The 18,160-nt window shown below is 67.5% G+C and carries 15 protein-coding genes; 5 read left to right on the forward strand and 10 right to left on the reverse strand.

What is annotated here, in order from left to right:
- Positions 1 to 47: 47 nt before the first annotated feature.
- From FB468_RS12550 to ccsB, 4 genes are all read left to right on the forward strand, one after another.
- A complete protein-coding gene (locus tag FB468_RS12550; RefSeq protein ID WP_141887647.1) occupies positions 48 to 743 on the forward strand; it encodes a VTT domain-containing protein in 696 nt (231 codons plus the stop codon).
- Between the two features lie 116 nt (positions 744 to 859).
- A complete protein-coding gene (locus FB468_RS12555; RefSeq protein ID WP_141887648.1) occupies positions 860 to 1,222 on the forward strand; it encodes an ArsR/SmtB family transcription factor in 363 nt (120 codons plus the stop codon).
- Between the two features lie 12 nt (positions 1,223 to 1,234).
- Positions 1,235 to 2,239, forward strand: coding sequence for an SRPBCC family protein (locus FB468_RS12560; protein WP_141887649.1), 1,005 nt, complete (start codon positions 1,235 to 1,237; stop codon positions 2,237 to 2,239).
- A gap of 77 nt (positions 2,240 to 2,316) precedes the next feature.
- The gene (gene ccsB, locus FB468_RS12565) at positions 2,317 to 3,249 is read left to right on the forward strand and encodes a c-type cytochrome biogenesis protein CcsB (RefSeq protein WP_141888323.1); all 933 of its coding nucleotides are present in this window, start codon (positions 2,317 to 2,319) and stop codon (positions 3,247 to 3,249) included.
- A 152-nt stretch (positions 3,250 to 3,401) separates the two neighbouring features.
- Here the strand turns inward: ccsB and ppk2 are convergent, their stop codons facing one another.
- From ppk2 to FB468_RS12615, 10 genes are all read right to left on the reverse strand, one after another.
- Positions 3,402 to 4,352, reverse strand: a complete 951-nt coding sequence (gene ppk2, locus FB468_RS12570; RefSeq protein WP_141887650.1) for a polyphosphate kinase 2 — start codon at positions 4,350 to 4,352, stop codon at positions 3,402 to 3,404.
- A gap of 33 nt (positions 4,353 to 4,385) precedes the next feature.
- The gene (locus FB468_RS12575; RefSeq protein WP_141887651.1) at positions 4,386 to 4,700 is read right to left on the reverse strand and encodes a metal-sensitive transcriptional regulator; all 315 of its coding nucleotides are present in this window, start codon (positions 4,698 to 4,700) and stop codon (positions 4,386 to 4,388) included.
- 10 nt (positions 4,701 to 4,710) lie between these two features.
- Entirely contained in the window at positions 4,711 to 5,697 is a 987-nt protein-coding gene (rarD, locus tag FB468_RS12580) for an EamA family transporter RarD (protein WP_246055874.1), read from the reverse strand.
- Positions 5,678 to 6,130, reverse strand: a complete 453-nt coding sequence (locus FB468_RS12585) for a GNAT family N-acetyltransferase (protein WP_141887652.1) — start codon at positions 6,128 to 6,130, stop codon at positions 5,678 to 5,680. Before FB468_RS12585 ends, rarD begins: the two co-directional genes overlap by 20 nt.
- Positions 6,131 to 6,170: 40 nt before the next feature.
- Positions 6,171 to 7,079 carry an ROK family protein gene (locus tag FB468_RS12590; RefSeq protein ID WP_141887653.1) on the reverse strand — a complete coding sequence of 303 codons (909 nt, stop codon included), beginning with the start codon at positions 7,077 to 7,079 and terminating at the stop codon, positions 6,171 to 6,173.
- On the reverse strand, positions 7,076 to 8,569 hold the full coding sequence (locus tag FB468_RS12595; protein ID WP_141887654.1) for a glycoside hydrolase family 3 protein: 1,494 nt from the start codon (positions 8,567 to 8,569) through the stop codon (positions 7,076 to 7,078). Before FB468_RS12595 ends, FB468_RS12590 begins: the two co-directional genes overlap by 4 nt.
- Positions 8,566 to 9,441: a carbohydrate ABC transporter permease gene (locus tag FB468_RS12600; RefSeq protein WP_141888328.1), complete on the reverse strand. Its 876-nt coding sequence runs from the start codon at positions 9,439 to 9,441 to the stop codon at positions 8,566 to 8,568. The genes FB468_RS12595 and FB468_RS12600 overlap by 4 nt, the downstream gene beginning before the upstream one ends.
- 41 nt (positions 9,442 to 9,482) lie before the next feature.
- Positions 9,483 to 10,457: a carbohydrate ABC transporter permease gene (locus tag FB468_RS12605; protein ID WP_141887655.1), complete on the reverse strand. Its 975-nt coding sequence runs from the start codon at positions 10,455 to 10,457 to the stop codon at positions 9,483 to 9,485.
- 92 nt (positions 10,458 to 10,549) lie between these two features.
- Positions 10,550 to 11,899, reverse strand: a complete 1,350-nt coding sequence (locus tag FB468_RS12610; protein ID WP_141887656.1) for an extracellular solute-binding protein — start codon at positions 11,897 to 11,899, stop codon at positions 10,550 to 10,552.
- A gap of 105 nt (positions 11,900 to 12,004) precedes the next feature.
- On the reverse strand, positions 12,005 to 13,195 hold the full coding sequence (locus tag FB468_RS12615; protein WP_141887657.1) for an ROK family transcriptional regulator: 1,191 nt from the start codon (positions 13,193 to 13,195) through the stop codon (positions 12,005 to 12,007).
- 379 nt (positions 13,196 to 13,574) lie between these two features.
- Between FB468_RS12615 and FB468_RS12620 the strand changes: the two genes are divergently transcribed.
- Positions 13,575 to 18,146: an ExeM/NucH family extracellular endonuclease gene (locus tag FB468_RS12620; protein ID WP_141887658.1), complete on the forward strand. Its 4,572-nt coding sequence runs from the start codon at positions 13,575 to 13,577 to the stop codon at positions 18,144 to 18,146.
- The last annotated feature ends 14 nt before the right edge of the window (positions 18,147 to 18,160 follow it).

An 18,160-nucleotide genomic window follows, 5' to 3' on the forward strand; every position in this document is an offset into this window, starting at 1 on the left:
CATGTGATTCCGAGTTTACGGCAGGCAAGGGCTGGTAGCTTAAAGACGTGAATTCGCTCCTCGCCCTGACCCCGGCGCTCTTCGGCATCGAATGGCTCGACCCCGAATACCTGCTCAAAGCCGGCGGCTGGATCGCCCTCGTGCTCGCCTGCGCGTTCGTCTTCCTCGAGACCGGCGTGCTCGTGCTCGCCTTCCTGCCCGGCGACTCGCTGCTCTTCACCGTCGGCCTGTTCAGCGCGACGGGCATTATTGACGTGCCGATCTGGATCACCTGCATCCTGCTGTTCGTGTTTGCGTTCGCTGGCGACCAGCTCGGTTTTACGCTCGGGCGCAAGCTCGGGCCCGCGATTTTCAACCGGCCCAAGAGCCGCTTCTTCAACCCCGAGAACGTGCAGCGCACGCACGAGTTCTTCGAGAAGCACGGGCCGAAGGCGATCATCATCGCCCGGTTCCTTCCGATCATCCGCGGTTTCGTGCCCGCGGCTGCCGGCGTCGGCAACATGACCCGCAAGCACTTCATGGTCTACAACGCCATCGGGGCGCTGCTCTGGGCCGTCGGCGTGACGCTGCTCGGCTACTTCCTGGGCCAGATCTCGTTCGTGCGTGAGTACAGCGAGGTCTTCATCATCGTGCTGGTGCTGATCCCCGGCATCCCGATCCTTATCGAGGCATGGCGCGCGTTCGCGAGCTGGCGTCGCAAGCGTCGTGGTGAGGTCGCAGACGACACGGTCGACGCGGCGTAGTCCGTGACCCGGCCCTGAGTCGGGTTGCTGGGTGCCCTGCGGCCTCCGGGGGTAGCCCCCGAGAAAATCATGTGCGCCCCTTGCGCTCGTCGAGAATCGGCGTAATATGCAACCAAATGGTTGTAGTAAAGGATTTCTCAGACGAAGCGGTGGACCGGGTCTTCCGGGCCCTCGCCGATGCGACGCGGCGCGATATCGTGCGCCGCACGCTGGCGAGCGACCTGTCGGTCTCGGACCTCGCTGGCGACTACGAGATGTCATTCGCGGCCGTGCAGAAGCACGTCGCGGTGCTCGAGGCCGCCGACCTCGTCGTGAAGATCCCGCGCGGGAGGGAGCGCATCGTGAGTGCGAACCCCGAAACCATTCGCCGCGCCGGGGAGCTGCTCGGGCACTTCGAGATGCTCTGGCGCGGCCGTATCGACCGACTCGATGCCCTGCTCGCCGAAGACGACGGACAGCCCCTTTCCGATCTCGTTTGAGAGGACCACACCATGCCAATCACCGCCGTTACCCAAGACACCGAGGCACTCACACTCACCGTCGTCGCCGACTTTACGGTCTCCGTGCGCCGACTCTGGGACGCGTACCTCGACCCCCGACAGATCGAGCGCTTCTGGGGCCCGCCGACCTTCCCGGCAACGTTCACTCGCCACGACGGCTTCCCGGGCGGCGTCAGCAACTACCGGATGACGGGGCCCGAGGGCGAGGTGAGCGCCGGCTACTGGAAGTGGGTCGCGGTCGACGAGGGCAGCTCGTTCGAAGTTCGCGACGGCTTCGCGCGCGAAGACGGGACGCCGAACGCTGAGATGCCAGACATGCGCATGACGTTCGACTTCGCAGAGACCGCGCTCGGCTCGCGGCTCACGACGACCACCTACTTCAACTCGCTTGACGAGCTCGAGCAGCTCCGCGCAATGGGTATGGAAGAGGGCATGCGGCTCGCGATGGGCCAGATCGACGCGGTGGTGGAGGACCTCGCGGCCTTCGCGGTCGGCGCCGGGACCGAGCTGCAGCGCATTGGGGACGCGCAGGCGCGCACGAGTCGCATCGTCAGGGGTACCGTCGAGCAGGTATGGCGTGCCCATCACGACCCTGACCTGCTGCGCCGCTGGCAGCTCGGCCCCGACGGCTGGTCGATGCCCGTCTGCGAGGTCGCGACAGCCGTCGGCGAACGCCACCGCACCGAGTGGGCCTCGGACGACGGGGGGCAGCGGTTCGGCTTCACGGGAACGGTGCTCGAGATTGAGCCGCCTCGCCGCTCGGTCACGACCGAGGCGATGTTCACTCCCGAGGACCCAGAGGCGGCTCAGAGCCCCGTCACCACCAACGAGCTCACCCTGATTCCGGTCGAGGGTGGCACGCTCGTGTCGCTGCTCATCACGTACCCCGACACCGAGACCCGCGAGATGATCCTCTCGACGGGCATGGTCGACGGTATGGAGACGAGCTACACCCGACTCGACAGCGAGCTGCTGTCATCGGGTTCTCAGCGATAAAACCGCTACACGGGGTATTCTGAGCAATTGTGCTGACCGAGCTAGAAACCTTCTCCACGATCGCGCTGTACTCGGCAATGATCGTGTACGCGATTGCGTTCGTCTTCTACGTCGTAGACCTCGCGAACCGAAGCGGTGACGCAGAGGTTTCTGCGGGCTCTGCCTCCTCCGCTTCGGCCGCCAAGGCCGCTGGCGGCGGGGGCACGGCCACGCTCGTGAAGGCAGGTCAGAAGGGCGCGGCGGCGGCGCCTCGGTCTCGTTGGCTGCGCGCGGGGTTCGCGCTCACGGTGCTCGGCTTCGCGTTGCACCTCACCGCGACGGTGCTTCGCGGCATCGCCGCCCATCGCGTGCCGTGGGCAAACATGTACGAGTTCGCGCTCACCGCGACCGTCGCCGTCGTCGGCATCTTCCTCATCGTGCAGTTCTTCGTCGACCTTAGGTTCCTCGGAACGCTCGTGACGGGGCTCACCCTCGTGTTCCTCGGCGTCGCGAAGGTGAACTACTACGTTGCGATCGTGCCGCTCGTGCCCGCGCTCGATTCGTACTGGCTGGTGATCCACATCATCGTGGCGGTGCTCGCTGTCGGGTTCTTTACGCTGTCGTTCGGGCTCTCGATCTTGCAACTGCTGCAGGTGCGTCGTCAGACCCACCTAAAGGCCGGGCAGACGCAGTCGCTCGCCTTCATGGGCGGCTTCCCGAACCAGGTTCGCCTCGAAGACCTCGCGTACCGGCTCGCAATCATCGGCTTTGCGTTCTGGACATTCACGCTCATCGCCGGCTCGATCTGGGCCGAGGCGGCCTGGAGCCGCTACTGGGGCTGGGACGTCAAGGAAGTCTGGACATTCATCATCTGGGTGCTTTACGCGGGCTTCATCCACGCGCGCGCGACCCGCGGCTGGCGTGGCACCCGTTCGGCCTGGCTGAACATCGTGTCGTACGCCGCCGTGATCTTTAACTTCTCGATCGTGAACGTGTTCTTCAAGGGGCTGCACGCCTACTCGGGCCTGTAGACCCAGCCGCCCGGCCACAGCCCTAGACCCAGCTGCTCAGCCAGCAGCACTCAGCCATGCGATCTGCAGTGGGAATGCCGAATCCTGGGCAGGAGGGCATGTGTTCTGCAGATCACATGGCTTGCGGTCGAGGGTTGGGCCCAGCCCAGCCCCTACTTCCCGTTGACGACCGGGAACGTACCGGTCGGCGCCTCACCATCGTCGTAGACGTCGGTCGGTGAACCGATCACGTTGCCGTCGGGAGTGCCGACAACCTCGTGGTCCTTGCCCGGGTAGTCGAACTTCGACAGCACCCAGCGCATCGCCTCGAGGCGGGCGCGCTTCTTGTCGTTCGACTTCACGACCGTCCACGGGGCGTGGGGCGTGTCGGTGTAGAAGAACATCGCCTCCTTCGCGCGCGTGTAGTCGTCCCACTTGTCGAGGCTCGCGAGGTCGGTCGGCGACAGCTTCCACTGCTTCACCTTGTCTTGTGACCGCGAGGTGAAGCGGGCGCGCTGCTCGGCCTTGCCGACGGAGAACCAGAACTTGATGAGGTGGATGCCCGAGTTCACGAGTAGCTCCTCAAAATCGGGTGCCGAGCGCGTGAACTCGAGGTACTGCTGCGGGGTGCAATATCCCATGACCCGCTCAACGCCCGCCCGGTTGTACCACGAGCGGTCGAACATCACGAGCTCGCCCGCGGCGGGCAGGTGCGCGACGTAGCGCTGGAAGTACCACTGGGTCTGCTCGCGGTCGGTCGGGATCTCGAGGGCGACCACGCGCGCACCTCGCGGGTTCATGTGCTCGGTGAAGCGCTTGATCGCGCCACCCTTGCCCGCGGCGTCGCGGCCCTCGAAGACGATGACGATCTTCTCGCCCGACTCCTTCACCCACGCCTGCAGCTTGAGCAGCTCGATCTGCAGCTTGCGCTTCGTCTTCTCGTACTCCTTGCGGCCGAGCTTCTCGTCGTACGGGTAGCCCTGGCGCCACGGGGCATCGGGCGAGTCGTCGTCGATGTCTGACCCGAGGAGCTCACCGAGCTCGTCGATCTCAGGAGTGATGTCGATCTGGCCGGAAGCGGCCATCTCGAACGGTTGTGTCGGATTGGTGGGCTGTTCGCTCATCGCGCTCCTTGTCTGAGAGACCTGGCGCTTAAATCATCCCACGAAGCGCGAAATTGCCTGAGTCGCCTCGCGAAGTTTCTCTTGCGCGACCTCTCCGCCCTCCTCGGCGGCAGAGGCGACGCAGTGCCGGAGGTGGTCGTCGAGCAGCGAGAGCGCGACGCGCTCGAGCGCCTTCGTCGCGGCGGAGACCTGCGTGAGGATGTCGATGCAGTACTTGTCTTCCTCAACCATGCGGTGCACGCCGCGCACCTGGCCCTCGGCGCGCCGAAGCCGCTTGAGCAGGTCTTCCTTGTGCCCAATGTAGCCGTGCTCGTGCCCCTCAGGCGCGTGATCCTGCTGCTCACCCATACCGAGCACTTTACCCTGCCTGCGGGGCGGGCGGCTGCGGATCGGGCCCGCCGCGGCGCCCACCCCGCGAGGAGCGGATGAGCTGCACAGTGCCGCCCAAGACCAGGATGCCGACCGCGCCCCACACGGCGATGTACATGGGCCATTCACCGCTCGCGATGCGCTCGCCGATAAGGAGGGATGCGACGACGAGCAGAGCGGGCTCAAGGTAGCTCATGAGCCCGAAGATGCTGATGCTCAGAAAGCGCGAAGCGAGTAGGTAGCAGATGAGTGCGAAGCCGCTCCAGAGTGCGAACACGGGGCCGAGCCACACGAGCGTCGGGTTCTCGACGAGGGTGCGCCCGTTCGTGGCCTCTGCGATGACGAGCCAGAGCGCGACGGGGGCGAGTACAAGAAACTCCCAGAACATGCCGCCCAGGTGGTTGATGTTCAGCGCGCGGCGCAGCACGAAGTAGACGGGGTAGCCGAGCGCGACGAGCAGCGTCTCCCAAGACACCGAACCGACCCGGAAGATCTCCCACACGACGCCGACGGCCGCGACACCGGCCGCGAGCCAGTGCCACCAGAGCAGCCTGTCGCGGTACAGGAACTTGCCAACAATCACGAGGATGAGCGGGAGCAGGAAGTACCCGAGCGCGACCTGCAGGCCGCGGCCGTGGAGCGGTGCCCAGCTGAAGACCCACAGCTGAGCCGCGACGAGCAGGCCGCAGAACAGGATCGGAAGCAGCAGCAGGGGCTTCCGCCTGATCCTGTGCCAGATGTCGGCGACGAACTGGCGCTGCCTGAACACCGCCAGGGTGAGCAAGATTAGCGGGAGCGTGAAGAGATTCCGGATACCCCACAGAGACTCGGCCGACGCCGGCGCGAGCTTGGGCGTGATGAAGTAGATTCCGGCAAAGCACAGCGAGGATATGACCGAGACGATGAGCCCACGCTCGGTTGCAGAACGGCCCGGGGAAGCCCCGCCAGAAATCGACTCAGAGGTCGATTGCCCCAATGACTTCTCCGTAAGGGGTTTCGCCTACGGGCTTGAAGCCAATGTGCAGGAAGAACTCTTCGGGGCCCTCTTCGCCGCGCTCCCAGAGCACGGTCAAGCGGTCGACCTCGCGGCGCTTCGCCTCGTCGATGAGCGCGGTGACGGCGAACGTGCCAACGCCGCTGCCCTGCACGTCTGCTTCGACGTTGATGCGCCAGAGGGCCGCACGGAACTCCTCCTGCGGCGCATCGGGGTCGAAGTTGCCGTGAATGAACCCGACGACCTTGTCATCGAGCAGCACGACCCGCTGCCACGCGCTGTCGGCCGGGGTAACCGCGGCCGCTGCGGCGTAGGAGACGGGCGTGATGAACTGTTCCTGGCCGGGCTTCAGGCCAAGGGTGTTCACCGCAACGATGGTCGCTGCAGAGAGTTCTTCTAGTCGCAGTTCACTCATACCAACAGGCTACCCTGCGAACCGTTCTGCGCAACTGTGACTATTCATTTACCGCAACAGCTGCGCCGATTGCAGCCGCGGGCGACCCCTCGGGCAAGACGAGGAGGCGCTCGGGGAACCGCAGCGCCGCAATAAATTCGGAGGCCTCAGACCACTCGGCAAGCTGCGCGCGAATCCCGTCGAACAGGGGCGCGCCGAGGAGGCGCAGGCCGCCACCGACCACGAAAGCCCCCGGGTTCACCGTCAGGCCGAGCACGCGAATCGTCTGCGCCGCCCCGTCGATGAGAAAGTCGAGGGCCTGTTTGGCTTCCGCGTCGCCGGCCGCGACGGCGGCGACGAGGGTGCGGCCGGGGTGTTCGCCGCCCGCAGGCCAGTAGGTCTTGAGCGCCGAGCCGCTCGCGACGGTCTCGAGGCAGCCGCGCTGGCCGCAGGGGCAGGCGCGCCCGCGGGGGTCGATCGCGAGGTGCCCGATCTCGCCCGCGAAGCCGTCGGCGCCGCGAACGGGCACGCCGTCGACGGTGATGCCCGCGGCGAGGCCCGTGCCGAGGTTCAGGTACGCGACGGTGCCCTCGAGTCGCATGATCGATGCCGCGCCGATCGCGGCAGCCGTGACGTCGTTGTCGACGGAAACGGGCACGCCGACGAGCGCGGCGAGCTCGGGGCCGAGCGCGAGCGAGGAGAGGCCCATGTTGTACGCGTTCCGCACCGTGCCAGTGGCGCGGTCGACCTGGCCCGGGATCCCGATTCCGACGCCCGCAAACGAGGCGAGCGCGTGCCCCGACTCGCGTGCGAGGCGCGTGACGAGCTCGGCGGACGCGCTGAGCACCCCCTCGGGGCCCGGGACGGTTGGCACGAGCGCGCGGGCGACGATCTCGCCGGACGGATCGAGCGCGATGCCCTCGATCTTGGTGCCGCCAATGTCGAGGCCGATGCGCGGAGAGGGGGTCATGAAGCGGAACTTTCGAGGAGGTCAAGGAGCGCGGCGCCAACAAGCGCCGACGAGCCGTATGTGGAGAGACAAGCGTAGCGAGTCGTGGTGAACTCGGATGGCTGCGCCTCGACGGGCCAGCCCATCTCGACGGCGAGCACGGGGGTGCCCGCGGCGAGCAGGGCGTCGATGCGGGCGAGCACCGCAGGCGCCCGGTGCAGCTCGCGGCCGATGACGATGACGCCGGAGGTCGGGTAGGCGGCGCTCGGGTCGAACTCGGCGCGCGCGCTGAACGCGGCGGCCTGGGCCTCCTGCCCGGGGAACGGGAGGTGCGCTGCGGCGAATGGCCCCCAGGGGGCGAAGCCGACGGCCATGTTCGCCTCGGAGTCCACGCGCAACACGTGGGCGCCGGGGTTTGCGGCGAGCCAGGCTCGCGCGTCCGCGGTGCCCGCGAACGAATCGGCGATGCGGGCGATTTCGGCGGGCGTCACAGCGTCGCGGGGCGAACTGTCGCTGCCCGCGGCCTGAGCGCTCGCGGCGCTCAGCGCGCGCACCCGCTCGGCGGCGTCCGCGATGCGCTCGGCCGGGATCCTGCCGTCGGCGACCGCCCGCGCGACGTGCGAGACGATCTCGATGAGCTGTTCGTGCGTGGTATCGACGCCGACGCACAGCAGGTCGCAGCCCGCGGCGAGGGCGCGCACCGCGGCCTCGGGGATGCCGATCTCGCCGCTCGCGCCCTGCATGTCGAGCGCGTCCGAGACGATGACGCCCGCGAAGCCGAGCTGGTCGCGCAGCAGGTCGCGCAGGATCAGGGGGCTAAACGTCGCGGGAACGTCGGGGTCGAGCGCGGTGAGCACAATGTGCGAGGTCATGACCGAGCGGGCACCGGCGTCGAAGGCGGCGCCGAACGGCGGGAGGTCGCGGCTCGTGAGCAGCTCGCGGGAGGCTGCGACGGCCGGAAGCTCGTGGTGCGAATCCTGGCCCGTGTCGCCGTGGCCCGGGAAGTGTTTCGGGCAGGCGATCGCGCCCTCACCCTCGAGGCCGCGCACCCAGGCGGCCACGTGCCGCGAGGCGAGCTCGGCGGTGGGGCCGAAGCTGCGGGTGCCGATGACGGGGTTCAGCGGGTTGCTGTTCACGTCGGCGACCGGGCCGAGCGCGAGGTTAAAGCCGGCGCTGAAGATCTCGCGCGCGACGCGGCGGCCGATCTCCTCGGAGTACGCCTCGTCGTCGATGCGGCCCATCACCGCGGCGCCGGGGTACGGCGACCCGTCGAGGTAGCTCAGCCGGGTGACCTCGCCGCCCTCCTCATCGATCGCGAGGAGCGCGTGCGGGGCGAGGTCGCGAAGGGCGAGGCCGAGGGCGCGGAGCTGCTCGCGGTCGCGCACGTTGTTGCCGTAGACGCAGGCTGAGGTGAGCCCAGCGGCGAATGCCTTGGAGAGCCAGGCCGGCGGTTCGAACCCGACGAAGCCGGGCATGAGGGTGGCGAGGATGTCGCGTTCGAGCGCGCTCATCCCTTCACCGCCCCGCTCACGAGACCGCTCGTCATGCGGCCCTGCACGAACATGAAGAAGATGATGACGGGCACGGCGACGAGTGTCGACGCGGCCATGACCTGGCCCCAGTCGATCGAGGTGCTCGCCGACTGCTGTATGAAGCCGCGCAGCCAGAGCGGCAGCGTCTTGTTGTCGGCGTCGAGCAGCACGAGGGCGACGGTGAACTCGTTCCACGCCTGCAGGAAGGCGTAGATACCGCTCGCGACGAGGCCCGGGGCGAGCAGCGGGAACGTGATGCGCAGGAACGCCTGGGTGCGGCTCAGGCCGTCGACCATCGCCGCCTCTTCGAGGTCTGCGGGGATGCCGGCGACGAAGCCGCGGAGCATCCAGATCGTGAACGGCACGACCGCCGCGATGTAGATGATGCTCACGCCAACGATCGAGTTCAAGAGCCCGAGGCCGGCCATGAGCTTGTACTGCGCGATGAACATGCCCTCGGCGGGGAGCATCTGGATGAAGAGCACCGCGAGCACGAAGCTGCGGCGGCCTTTGAACCGGAAGCGGCTGATCGCGAGCGCCGCGAGGAACGCGAAGACGAGGCACACGACGACGACGATCGCCGCGATCGAGAGGCTGATGCCGAGCGCTTTGAAGAAGGAGCCGTCGGCGATGACAGCTTGGAAGTTCTTGAACGAGCCGCCAAACGGCAAGAGCGTCGGGGTCGTCTTCTCGAGGACGACGTTCGGCAGCATCGCCGAGTTCACCATCCAGTACACGGGGAACGCCCAGACCACGGCGAGGAGGATACCGACGACGTTGAGCACGACGCGCCACGGCTTCCCGGTGCGCAGGCGGCCGCGAGCGGTGACGATGTCGACCGGCGCGGTCATGGTGGTGGTGCGGTGCGATGCGCCCGCGAGGCTTGCCTGGCTCATGACTCGTCGTCCTCCTTGATGAGATTGCGGACGTAGGCCCAGCTCAGCGCGATCGTGAGCAGCAGCACGAAGATGGACATGGCGCTCGCCATCGCGAAGTCTGAAGACCCGACGCCGAGCTGGTAGATGTAGGTGCCGAGCACGTCGGTCTTGGACGCGATCGAGCCGCGATCCTGGAGCAGCTTGATCTGTGTGAAGACGCGCAGGTCCCAGATGATCTGCAGCAGCATGACGATGCCGAGGATCGGCTTGATGATCGGCACGATGATGAGGCGGAGGCGCTGCCACGGGCTCGCGCCATCCATCTGCGCCGCCTCGAGTACCTCGCCCGGTACCTGCGTGAGGCCGGCGTAGACGGAGAACGCGACGAAGGGCACGCTCATCCAGACGACGATGATGAGGGCGACGGCGAAGAAGCTCAGGGGCTCCTGCAGCCAGTTGTGGCCGTTGAAGGGGAGACCGAGGTTCGTGAGCAGCCAGTTGACGAGGCCGCGGCGCCAGTCGAAGATCCAGTTCCAGATCGTCATCGCCGCGACGACGGGCGTCGCCCAGGCGAGCAGGAGCGCGATCTGCAGGGTGAGGCGAACGCCCTTCGACGTCGCCTGCATGAGGAGCGCCAGGCCGATACCGACGACCATTGTGACGGCAGCGGCCGCGAGGCAGAAGAGCACCGAGCGCAGCACGACGAACCACGTCGTCGGGTTGCTGAAGAGCGTCACGTAGTTCTCGAACCACACCCACTCGGGCGCGGCGCCGAACTGCTGCGCGAGCCCGAACTTCTGCATCGAGGTGATGAGCTGCCAGATGACCGGGTACGCCATCGCGACGAGCACGATGATCGTCGCGGGCAGCAGCAGCATGTACGGCGCGAAGCGGCGGCGCGGTTTCCTGCGGCCCGTGGACTCGCGCTCTGGCGCTGCCGTGCCGCCGAGGGGCGCTGTGCCTGCCGGCGGAGCTGTGTCGACGCTCATCGCGACTCTCCTTGAAACGGTGTGGGGTGTGAAACGTTGTGGGTGTGAAAAGGGGGCCCGCAGCTCGCGCGTGCGGGCCCCCGAGTCCGACGCTACTTCTGGTTGAGAAGCGCGTCGAGCTCCGCGTTCGTATCCTGCGCGAGCTGCTTCAGGTCAGCCGCGTCGCGGATCTTGGAGAAGAACTCCTCCATAATGTTCTTCGACTCGATCGCCGCCCAGCCCGGCGCTGCAGGGGTGAGCTTCGAGTTCGAGGCCGACTCAATGAGTGCCTTCGCGAACTGGTCGTCGCCGAGCGAGTTCGCGTACTTCGAGTTGGCCGGGCCGAGGCCCTTCTCGCCGAGCATCGTCTGGTACTCCTCGGAGTAGATGATGCGCATGAGCTCCTTGGCGAGCTCGGGGTTCTGCGTCTTCGCCGAAATGCCGATGTTCGAGCCGCCAGCGAAGACGGGAGCGGGCTTGCCGTCGTTGCCCGGGAGTACGAGCGTCGCGAAGGTGTCGTCGTTCCACTCGCGTGCGGGCTCGCCCTCGTCGTTGGTGACGAGGTCGCCGATCGACCAGTGCGCCCAGCCCGGCGCCATGATGGTGGCGGCGGCGAGCGAGAGATCTTCGGTCACGTTGCCGTCTTCATCCTTCACCTGGTCGGAGTCATTGAGGTACTGGTACTGGTTCGCGTCCTTCATATCGTTCGGGGCGTTCGATGCGTTCTTGTACAGGTCCTGCAGCTGCTCGAGGCCCTTGAGCGACTCGGGCGAATCGAGGGTCGCAACCCACTTGCCGTCCTTGTACTCGGCGATTTCGCCGCCGTTCGCGAAGATCCACGAGATGCCGTCGCGCCAGTCCTGGCCGCCGAGGAAGAAGCCCGAGAACTTGTCGATGCCCTTCGGGTTCGCCTTCGTGATCGCCTTGACCGACTCGTTGAACTCGTCGAGCGAGGCTGGGTTCAGGTTCTGGCCAGCGGCCTCCCACACGTCCTTGCGCAGGAACGTGTAGCGCGACCCGAAGTAGTACGGGAGGGTGTAGTTCTTGCCCTCAACCGCGCCGACCTCGACGAACGAGGGGAGCAGGTCGTCGCCGCCGAGCTCTTCGTACATGTCGCTGATGTCGAGGAACGCGCCCGCGTTCGTGAACGCCGGCGACTGGGTGTTGCCGATCTCGGTCACGTCGGGGGTGTTCTTCGCATCGGGGAGCTTCGTGGTGAGGTTCGTGATGATGTCGCCCCAGCCCTGCTCCTGGATCTTGAGCTTCGCGCCGGTCTTCTCAGTGAACTCGGCCGCGAGGTACTCACGAAGCTCGGGCGGGGTGTCGCCGCCAATAACCCACATGGTGAGGGTCTTGTCGCTGTTGTTGCCGCTGTCGCCACCCGACGCAGCCGGGCTGCACCCGGCAAGGACGAGAGTCGAAGCCACAGCCGCTGCTGCGAGGCCTACGAGCTTTCTCTTCATGGTTGTCTTCCTTTCGGTGTGCGACTCGGCGGAGGCCGAGGCGCGGGGTCGTGTCTTCTTCGATACGTGTTGAGAAATGTAAGAGTGGGTCTGAAGCGCGCTTCGTTAGCTCACGCCGAGGCGCTCGCGGAGCACGATGGCGGCCGCGCCGCGCAGGATCAGGTCGTCGCCCTGGCTCGTCGGGCGGAACACGAGGGTGTCGTGCGAATCGGGCATCGTGCGTCGGGTGAGAATCTCGAAGGCGGCCTCGGTGAGTGTGCCGTCGACGAGTTCGGGCGGGCCGGCGAGGACGATCTCGGCGAGGTTGAGCATGCCGATGATCGGGGCGAGGGTGATGCCGAGTCGGTTGCCCGCCTCGCGCAGCACAGCCTCGCGGCCCGCGGGGCCCGCCTCGTCGAGCGCGCGGGTGAGCGTGGGCACGGAGAGCCAGTGCTCAAGCACCTGCTCGCGGGCGTAGGGGGCGTCGATGCCGAGGTCGGTGCCGACCATGACCTGTCCGATCTCACCGGAGGCGAACTTGCTGCCGGGCACGCTGCGACCGCCGAGGATGATGCCCGCGCCGACGCCGTAGCCGATGCGCACGAGCGCGAAGTCCTCGCTCGTGTCGCCGAAGCTGTACTCGGCGAGGGCGGCGACGTTCGCGTCGTTCCCGATCGAGGTCGGGAGGCCGGTGCGCGCCGTGAGAATGCGCTTCAGCGGGAGGCCTTCCCAGCCGAGGTTCGGGGCGACGCGCACGACACCCTCGTCGTCGACAACACCGGGGGTGCCGACGCCGAGGCCGAGGAGCGGGATCTCGCTCGCATCGCGGAGCGCGACGGCGAGCTCTGAGACGAGGTCGCACGCGGCGTCACCGGTTACGGCGTTACCTGCGTCGTCGAGGCGCGGCGCCTCGGCGCGTGCGAGCGTGCGGCCGGCAAGGTCGACGACGGCGCCGCGGAGCAGCTTCTCGTCGGAGAGGTCAAGCGCGACGATCGCGTGGGCCGAGCGCGCGAGATCGACGAGGATCGCGGGCTTGCCCGGGCGGTTTGACTCGCGCTGGCCGAGCTCTTCGATGATGCCCTCGCCGATGAGCTCGGCGACGATGCCCGAGACGGTCACCTTGGTGAGCTGCGTGGCGCGCGCGATGTCGGCGCGGCTGAGCGGGCCCGAGATGTACATGGTCTGAAGCACGAGCGTGCGGTTGTGGAGCTTGGTATCGCCCGGCGTTGCCTTCGCCGCGACCCTCAGGTCGCGGGCGCGGCGCGGGTTGATTGCCCATGCGGTAGCGTCCGCGGGACGCGTCGTTACGTGCTTCATAATGGTTAGTAAAGCTAATGAACTAAATAAACGCAAGTCGAACGGCAAACTTTTTTCGCCCTCACAATCGAGGCGGCCGCGAGACCCGGTCGTTTTGTTCGGGTGAACAGGAAGTAACGCCACGGCCGGCCGGCCCGGCCGGTATAGACAACTTCCGTGCGGCGCGCCGCGTGGTGGCGCGGGCCTATGGCGTGCGGCGTCGGTCAGAGCGGCCGCGCGGGGGCGCCCGCGGCCGTGTGACGGTCAGGTGACGGTTGCGTGACACCCCTGGCGAGGCTCGCGCAGGGGTCAATAGGCTGCGTGCGGACGCACCCGGGGCGAATCTCCGCGCGCGTTTGCACAGCCTGAGACGCCACAACGAACGAGGAGCGCAGCACTCATGAAGTCAGACTCTGGCAGAAGCACGGGAGAGGCTTTCTTCCGTCGGCGGGAGCGCGCGACGGCGCTCTCCGTCACCGTCATCATCGCGCTGGGGCTCGGCGCTGCGGGAGCAGCGCCGGCATTCGCGGCACCCGACGGCTCAGGGGTGGTGATTAACGAGGCCTACCTGTCGGGCGGCAGCGCCGGGGCGAAATACACGAACAAGTTCGTCGAGCTCTTCAACCCGACCGCGCAGCCCATCGTGCTCGACGGCACCTCGCTGCAGTACCGTTCGGCGGGCGGCAACGGCTCTTTCACCGGTGTGACACCGCTGACCGGCACGATCCCGGCGGGCGGCCACTTCCTTATCTCGGGCGGCTCGAATGGCGCGAACGGTGGGGAACTGCCCGCGCCCGACGTCACCGGTCCCATCAACCCGAGCGGCACGACCGGCACGGTCGCGCTCGTCGAGGGCACGGCCGCCGTGACGCTGCCTGTCGGCGACCTCGCGGGCGCGACGGGCGTGATTGACGCGCTCGGCTACGGCGGCTCGAACACCTTTGAGGGTGCCGTCGCTGCCGCGCCGTCGAAGAACACCGATGTGAAGTCCTTCAACCGAACCGCTGCCGCCGACACCGACAACAACGGCGCCGACTTCACGCTTTCGGCTGACATCACGCCGACGAACGCCGCGGGCGCCACGGAGCCCGGCACGGACCCCGGCACTGACCCCGGCACCGACCCGGGAACCGGCACGCGCTCCATCGCTGACGTGCAGGGCACGGGCGACGCTTCGCCGCTCGTGGGCCAGACGGTGACCGTCGAGGGCGTCATCACCGCAGACCACCGCACCGGCGGTTACCAGGGCATCGTCATCCAGACGGCAGGCTCGGGCGGCGAGGCCACCGAGCCGCGCACCGCATCAGACGGCATCTTCGTCTACCTGGACGGCAAGGACGTGCCCGGCGAGATCGGTGACCTCGTCTCGGTCACCGGCGCGGTGAGCGAGTACTACGGGCAGACCCAGATCGCCCCGGTGAACGTCGCGGGCGTCGCGCTCGTGACGCAGGCCGTGGGGCTCCCCGAGCCGACCCCGCTGCCCGCAACCGTCGTGGGCGCCGACCGCGAGGTCTACGAGAACATGCTCGTGCGCCCCACCGGTGACTACTTCGTCGCGTCGAGCCACCAGCTCTTCAACTACGGCGCGCTGTGGCTGAACCCCGGCGAGATGCAGGTGAAGAGCACGGAGACCGCGCGCCCCGGCGCCGAGGCCGACGCGATCGCCGCGGCAAATCGCGCGAGCCGGATCCTGCTCGACGATGGCTACTCGATCCAGACCACGAACAACGCCCACCCGGGCGAGCAGCCGTACTTCACCGCTGACACCGTCGTGCGTAACGGCGACGCCGTAGAGTTCGGTGACCTGAGCTTCGTGCTGCAGTACGGCTTCGACGAGTGGCGCCTGCAGCCGGTCACCCCGCTCGACAGCACCTCGCCCGCTGCGCAGAAGGTGAGCTTCACGTCGAAGAACGCGCGCCCCGAGGCGCCGAAGGTCGAGGGCGACGCACGCGTCGCCGCGTTCAACGTCTACAACTACTTCACGACGCTCAAGAGCGAGAACAAAGACGCGCGGGGCGCGACGACGAAACAGCAGTTCGACACGCAGAAGTCGAAGATCGTCTCGGCGATCAACAGCCTCGACGCCGACGTTGTTGGCCTCATGGAGATCGAGAACTCGGTGAAGTTCGGCAAGCCAGCCGACACCGCGCTCAAGGACTTGGTCGACGGGCTGAACGCCGCCACCGGCGAGAAGACGTGGGAGTACGTGCCGACCCCGAAGTCGCTGCACAACCCCGCGACGACCGACTTCATCACGAACGCGATCATCTACAAGAAGAACGCCGTCACGCCGAAGGGTGACGCGAAGACGATCACCGACGAGAGCGTTTGGGGCAACGCGCGCGAGCCCATCGCGCAGGCCTTCGACTTCGACGGCCGCACCGTCACCGTCGTCTCGAACCACTTCAAGTCGAAGTCGGGCAAGCAGCCCGAGCCCGCGGATGGCCAGGGCCACTTCAACGCCGACCGCGTGAAGCAGGCGAAGTCGCTCCTCGCGTTCACGAAGGAGCTCGAGGAGTCGACGGGTAGCGCAGACATGCTGCTCGTCGGCGACTTCAACGCCTACGGACAGGAAGACCCGGTGTTCGAGTTCACCTCGCAGGGTTGGGTCGACACCGTGCCCGCGCTCGCCGCAGGCCAGTACAGCTACTCGTTCAACGGCGAGCTCGGCTCGCTCGACCACGTCTTGGCGTCGCCGTCGCTTGCGACCTCGCTCGGCGGGGCAGCGATCTGGGCGGCGAACTCGGCCGAGTGGGGCGACCGCGGCTACGGCTTCGGCGCCGCCGAGGCTGGCACGCCGTACCGCGCGAGCGACCACGACCCGATCGTCGTCGGCGTCACCACGACGCCACAGCCCGTGAGCATCGACATCGCGACGATCAACGACTTCCACGGCCGCATCGAGGCCGACGGCAAGGCGGCCGGCGCCGCGGTCATCGCGGGGGCAGTCAAAGAGTTCGAGCGCCAGAACCCGAACTTCATCTTCGCGGGCGCGGGCGACCTCATCGGTGCCTCGACGTTCACCTCGTTCATCCAGAAGGACGAGCCGACGATCGACGCGCTCAACCTCGCGGGCCTCGACGTGAGCGCCGCGGGCAACCACGAGTTCGACGAGGGCTGGGCCGACCTCAAGGGCCGCGTGCAGGATCGCGCGGACTGGGAGTACATCTCCGCGAACGTGTTCGTCACCGAGACGGGTGAGCCTGCGCTCGCACCGTCGTGGGTGAAGGAAGTTGACGGCGTGAAGGTCGGCTTCGTCGGCGCCGTCACCGAGGACCTCGACACCCTCGTCTCGCCCGAGGGTATTAAGGACCTCGAGGTGCGCAGCGTCGCAGACTCGGTAAACCAGGCGGCGGCCGCGCTGCGCGACGGCGACGCCGCAAACGGTGAGGCCGACGTCGTGATTCTGCTCGTGCACGAGGGCGCGGCGACGTCAGACATCGCGAGCATCACGCCTGAGTCGCAGCTCGGCAAGATCGTGAACGGCGTTGGCGACGACGTCGACGCGATCGTGTCGGCGCACACCCACCTTGCTTACAACCACGTCATTGACGGCCGCCCGGTCGTATCGGCTGGCCAGTACGGCGAGAACCTCGGGCTCATGAACCTCAAGGTCGACCGCGAGTCGAAGCAGCTTATCTCGATCACGAACGAGATCAAGCCGCTTGTCGTTGACGGGAAGCCGCAGTACGCGGCCGACCCGGATGTGCAGGCGATTGTCGACGCGGCGAAGGCCGAGGCCGACGTGCTCGGCGGTGTTTCGGTCGGCAGCATCACCGCCGACTTCAACCGCGCCCGCCAGAGTGACGGCAAGACCGAGAACCGCGGCGGCGAGTCGACGATCGGCAACTTCGTCGCCGACGTGCACCAGTGGTCGACCGACGCCGACATCGCGCTCATGAACCCGGGCGGTATCCGCGCGAACCTGACGTACGCGTCGACGGGCGAGAACGACCCCGACGGCAACGTCACGTACCGCGAGGCGGCGACAGTGCAGCCGTTCGCGAACACGCTCGTCACGCTCAAGCTCACCGGCCAGCAGGTCAAGGACGTGCTTGAGGAGCAGTGGCAGCCCGAGGGCTCGGCTCGGCCGTTCCTGAAGCTCGGCGTCTCGAAGGGACTCAGCTACACGTACGACCCCGAGGGCGAGCGCGGCGCGCACGTGACATCGATCACGCTCGACGGTAAGCCGCTCGACCTCGGCGCGACCTACACCGTCGCGGCGAACGCGTTCCTCGCGGGCGGCGGCGACAACTTCGTGTCGTTCCGAAAGGGCACCGACGTGAAGGACACGGGTCGAGCCGACCTGCAGTCGATGGTCGAGTGGTTCGCGATTAACAAGGAGGCGACGCCAGACCTTGGCAAGCGCGCGGTCGGTGCGCAGCTCAGCGCCCCGCCGGCGGCGTCCGCGGCAGCGCAGGCAGCGCAGGCGGCCTCACGCGCGGCGGCCCCGGGCACCGCGGGGGCATACCGCCCGGGTGATGCGGTTACGGTCTCACTCAGCTCACTCGCGTTCTCCGCGGGAGAGGCCGCGCCCGAGTCCGTCACGGCGACGATTGGCGGCAAGCAGGTCGCGACGGCACCGGTCGACCCGGCGGTCACTGACGCGTGGGATGAGGCGGGGCGTGCGACGCTCGCGTTCGCCATCCCGGCCGGGCTGAAGGGCGCGCAGGCGATCCTGATCGAGACGAGCGACGGGAAGACCCGCGTCTCGCTCCCGATCACGGTCGACGCGGGCGACACCGAGGGGCCAGGCACAGGCGGCGAAGAGACCCCGGGCACCGGCGGCGAAGAAACCCCGGGAACGGGTGGCCCTGGCGGGTCAGGATCCGGATCGGGCAAGCCCGGCGCGGGCCTCTCCGTCACCGGTGCCGAGCTCGGCTGGATCGGTGGTGCGACCGTGCTGCTCCTCGCGATTGGCGGCGGTCTGCTCGTCGCAGCCAGGCGCCGCGCGGGGCACACCGCGGAGTAGCCCGACAGGTAAGC

The organism is Leucobacter komagatae, from assembly GCF_006716085.1.
Classification (GTDB): Bacteria; Actinomycetota; Actinomycetes; order Actinomycetales; family Microbacteriaceae; genus Leucobacter; species Leucobacter komagatae.

Excerpts from the sequence above, each read along its gene's own strand:
- FB468_RS12555 (WP_141887648.1), top strand. The coding sequence starts at position 860 with ATGGTTGTAGTAAAGGATTTCTCAGACGAAGCGGTGGACCGGGTCTTC.
- FB468_RS12560 (WP_141887649.1), top strand. The coding sequence starts at position 1,235 with ATGCCAATCACCGCCGTTACCCAAGACACCGAGGCACTCACACTCACC.
- ccsB (WP_141888323.1), top strand. The coding sequence starts at position 2,317 with ATGATCGTGTACGCGATTGCGTTCGTCTTCTACGTCGTAGACCTCGCG.
- ppk2 (WP_141887650.1), bottom strand. The coding sequence starts at position 4,352 with ATGAGCGAACAGCCCACCAATCCGACACAACCGTTCGAGATGGCCGCT.
- FB468_RS12575 (WP_141887651.1), bottom strand. The coding sequence starts at position 4,700 with ATGGGTGAGCAGCAGGATCACGCGCCTGAGGGGCACGAGCACGGCTAC.
- FB468_RS12585 (WP_141887652.1), bottom strand. The coding sequence starts at position 6,130 with ATGAGTGAACTGCGACTAGAAGAACTCTCTGCAGCGACCATCGTTGCG.
- FB468_RS12590 (WP_141887653.1), bottom strand. The coding sequence starts at position 7,079 with ATGACCCCCTCTCCGCGCATCGGCCTCGACATTGGCGGCACCAAGATC.
- FB468_RS12595 (WP_141887654.1), bottom strand. The coding sequence starts at position 8,569 with ATGAGCGCGCTCGAACGCGACATCCTCGCCACCCTCATGCCCGGCTTC.
- FB468_RS12600 (WP_141888328.1), bottom strand. The coding sequence starts at position 9,441 with ATGACCGCGCCGGTCGACATCGTCACCGCTCGCGGCCGCCTGCGCACC.
- FB468_RS12605 (WP_141887655.1), bottom strand. The coding sequence starts at position 10,457 with ATGAGCGTCGACACAGCTCCGCCGGCAGGCACAGCGCCCCTCGGCGGC.
- FB468_RS12610 (WP_141887656.1), bottom strand. The coding sequence starts at position 11,899 with ATGAAGAGAAAGCTCGTAGGCCTCGCAGCAGCGGCTGTGGCTTCGACT.
- FB468_RS12615 (WP_141887657.1), bottom strand. The coding sequence starts at position 13,195 with ATGAAGCACGTAACGACGCGTCCCGCGGACGCTACCGCATGGGCAATC.
- FB468_RS12620 (WP_141887658.1), top strand. The coding sequence starts at position 13,575 with ATGAAGTCAGACTCTGGCAGAAGCACGGGAGAGGCTTTCTTCCGTCGG.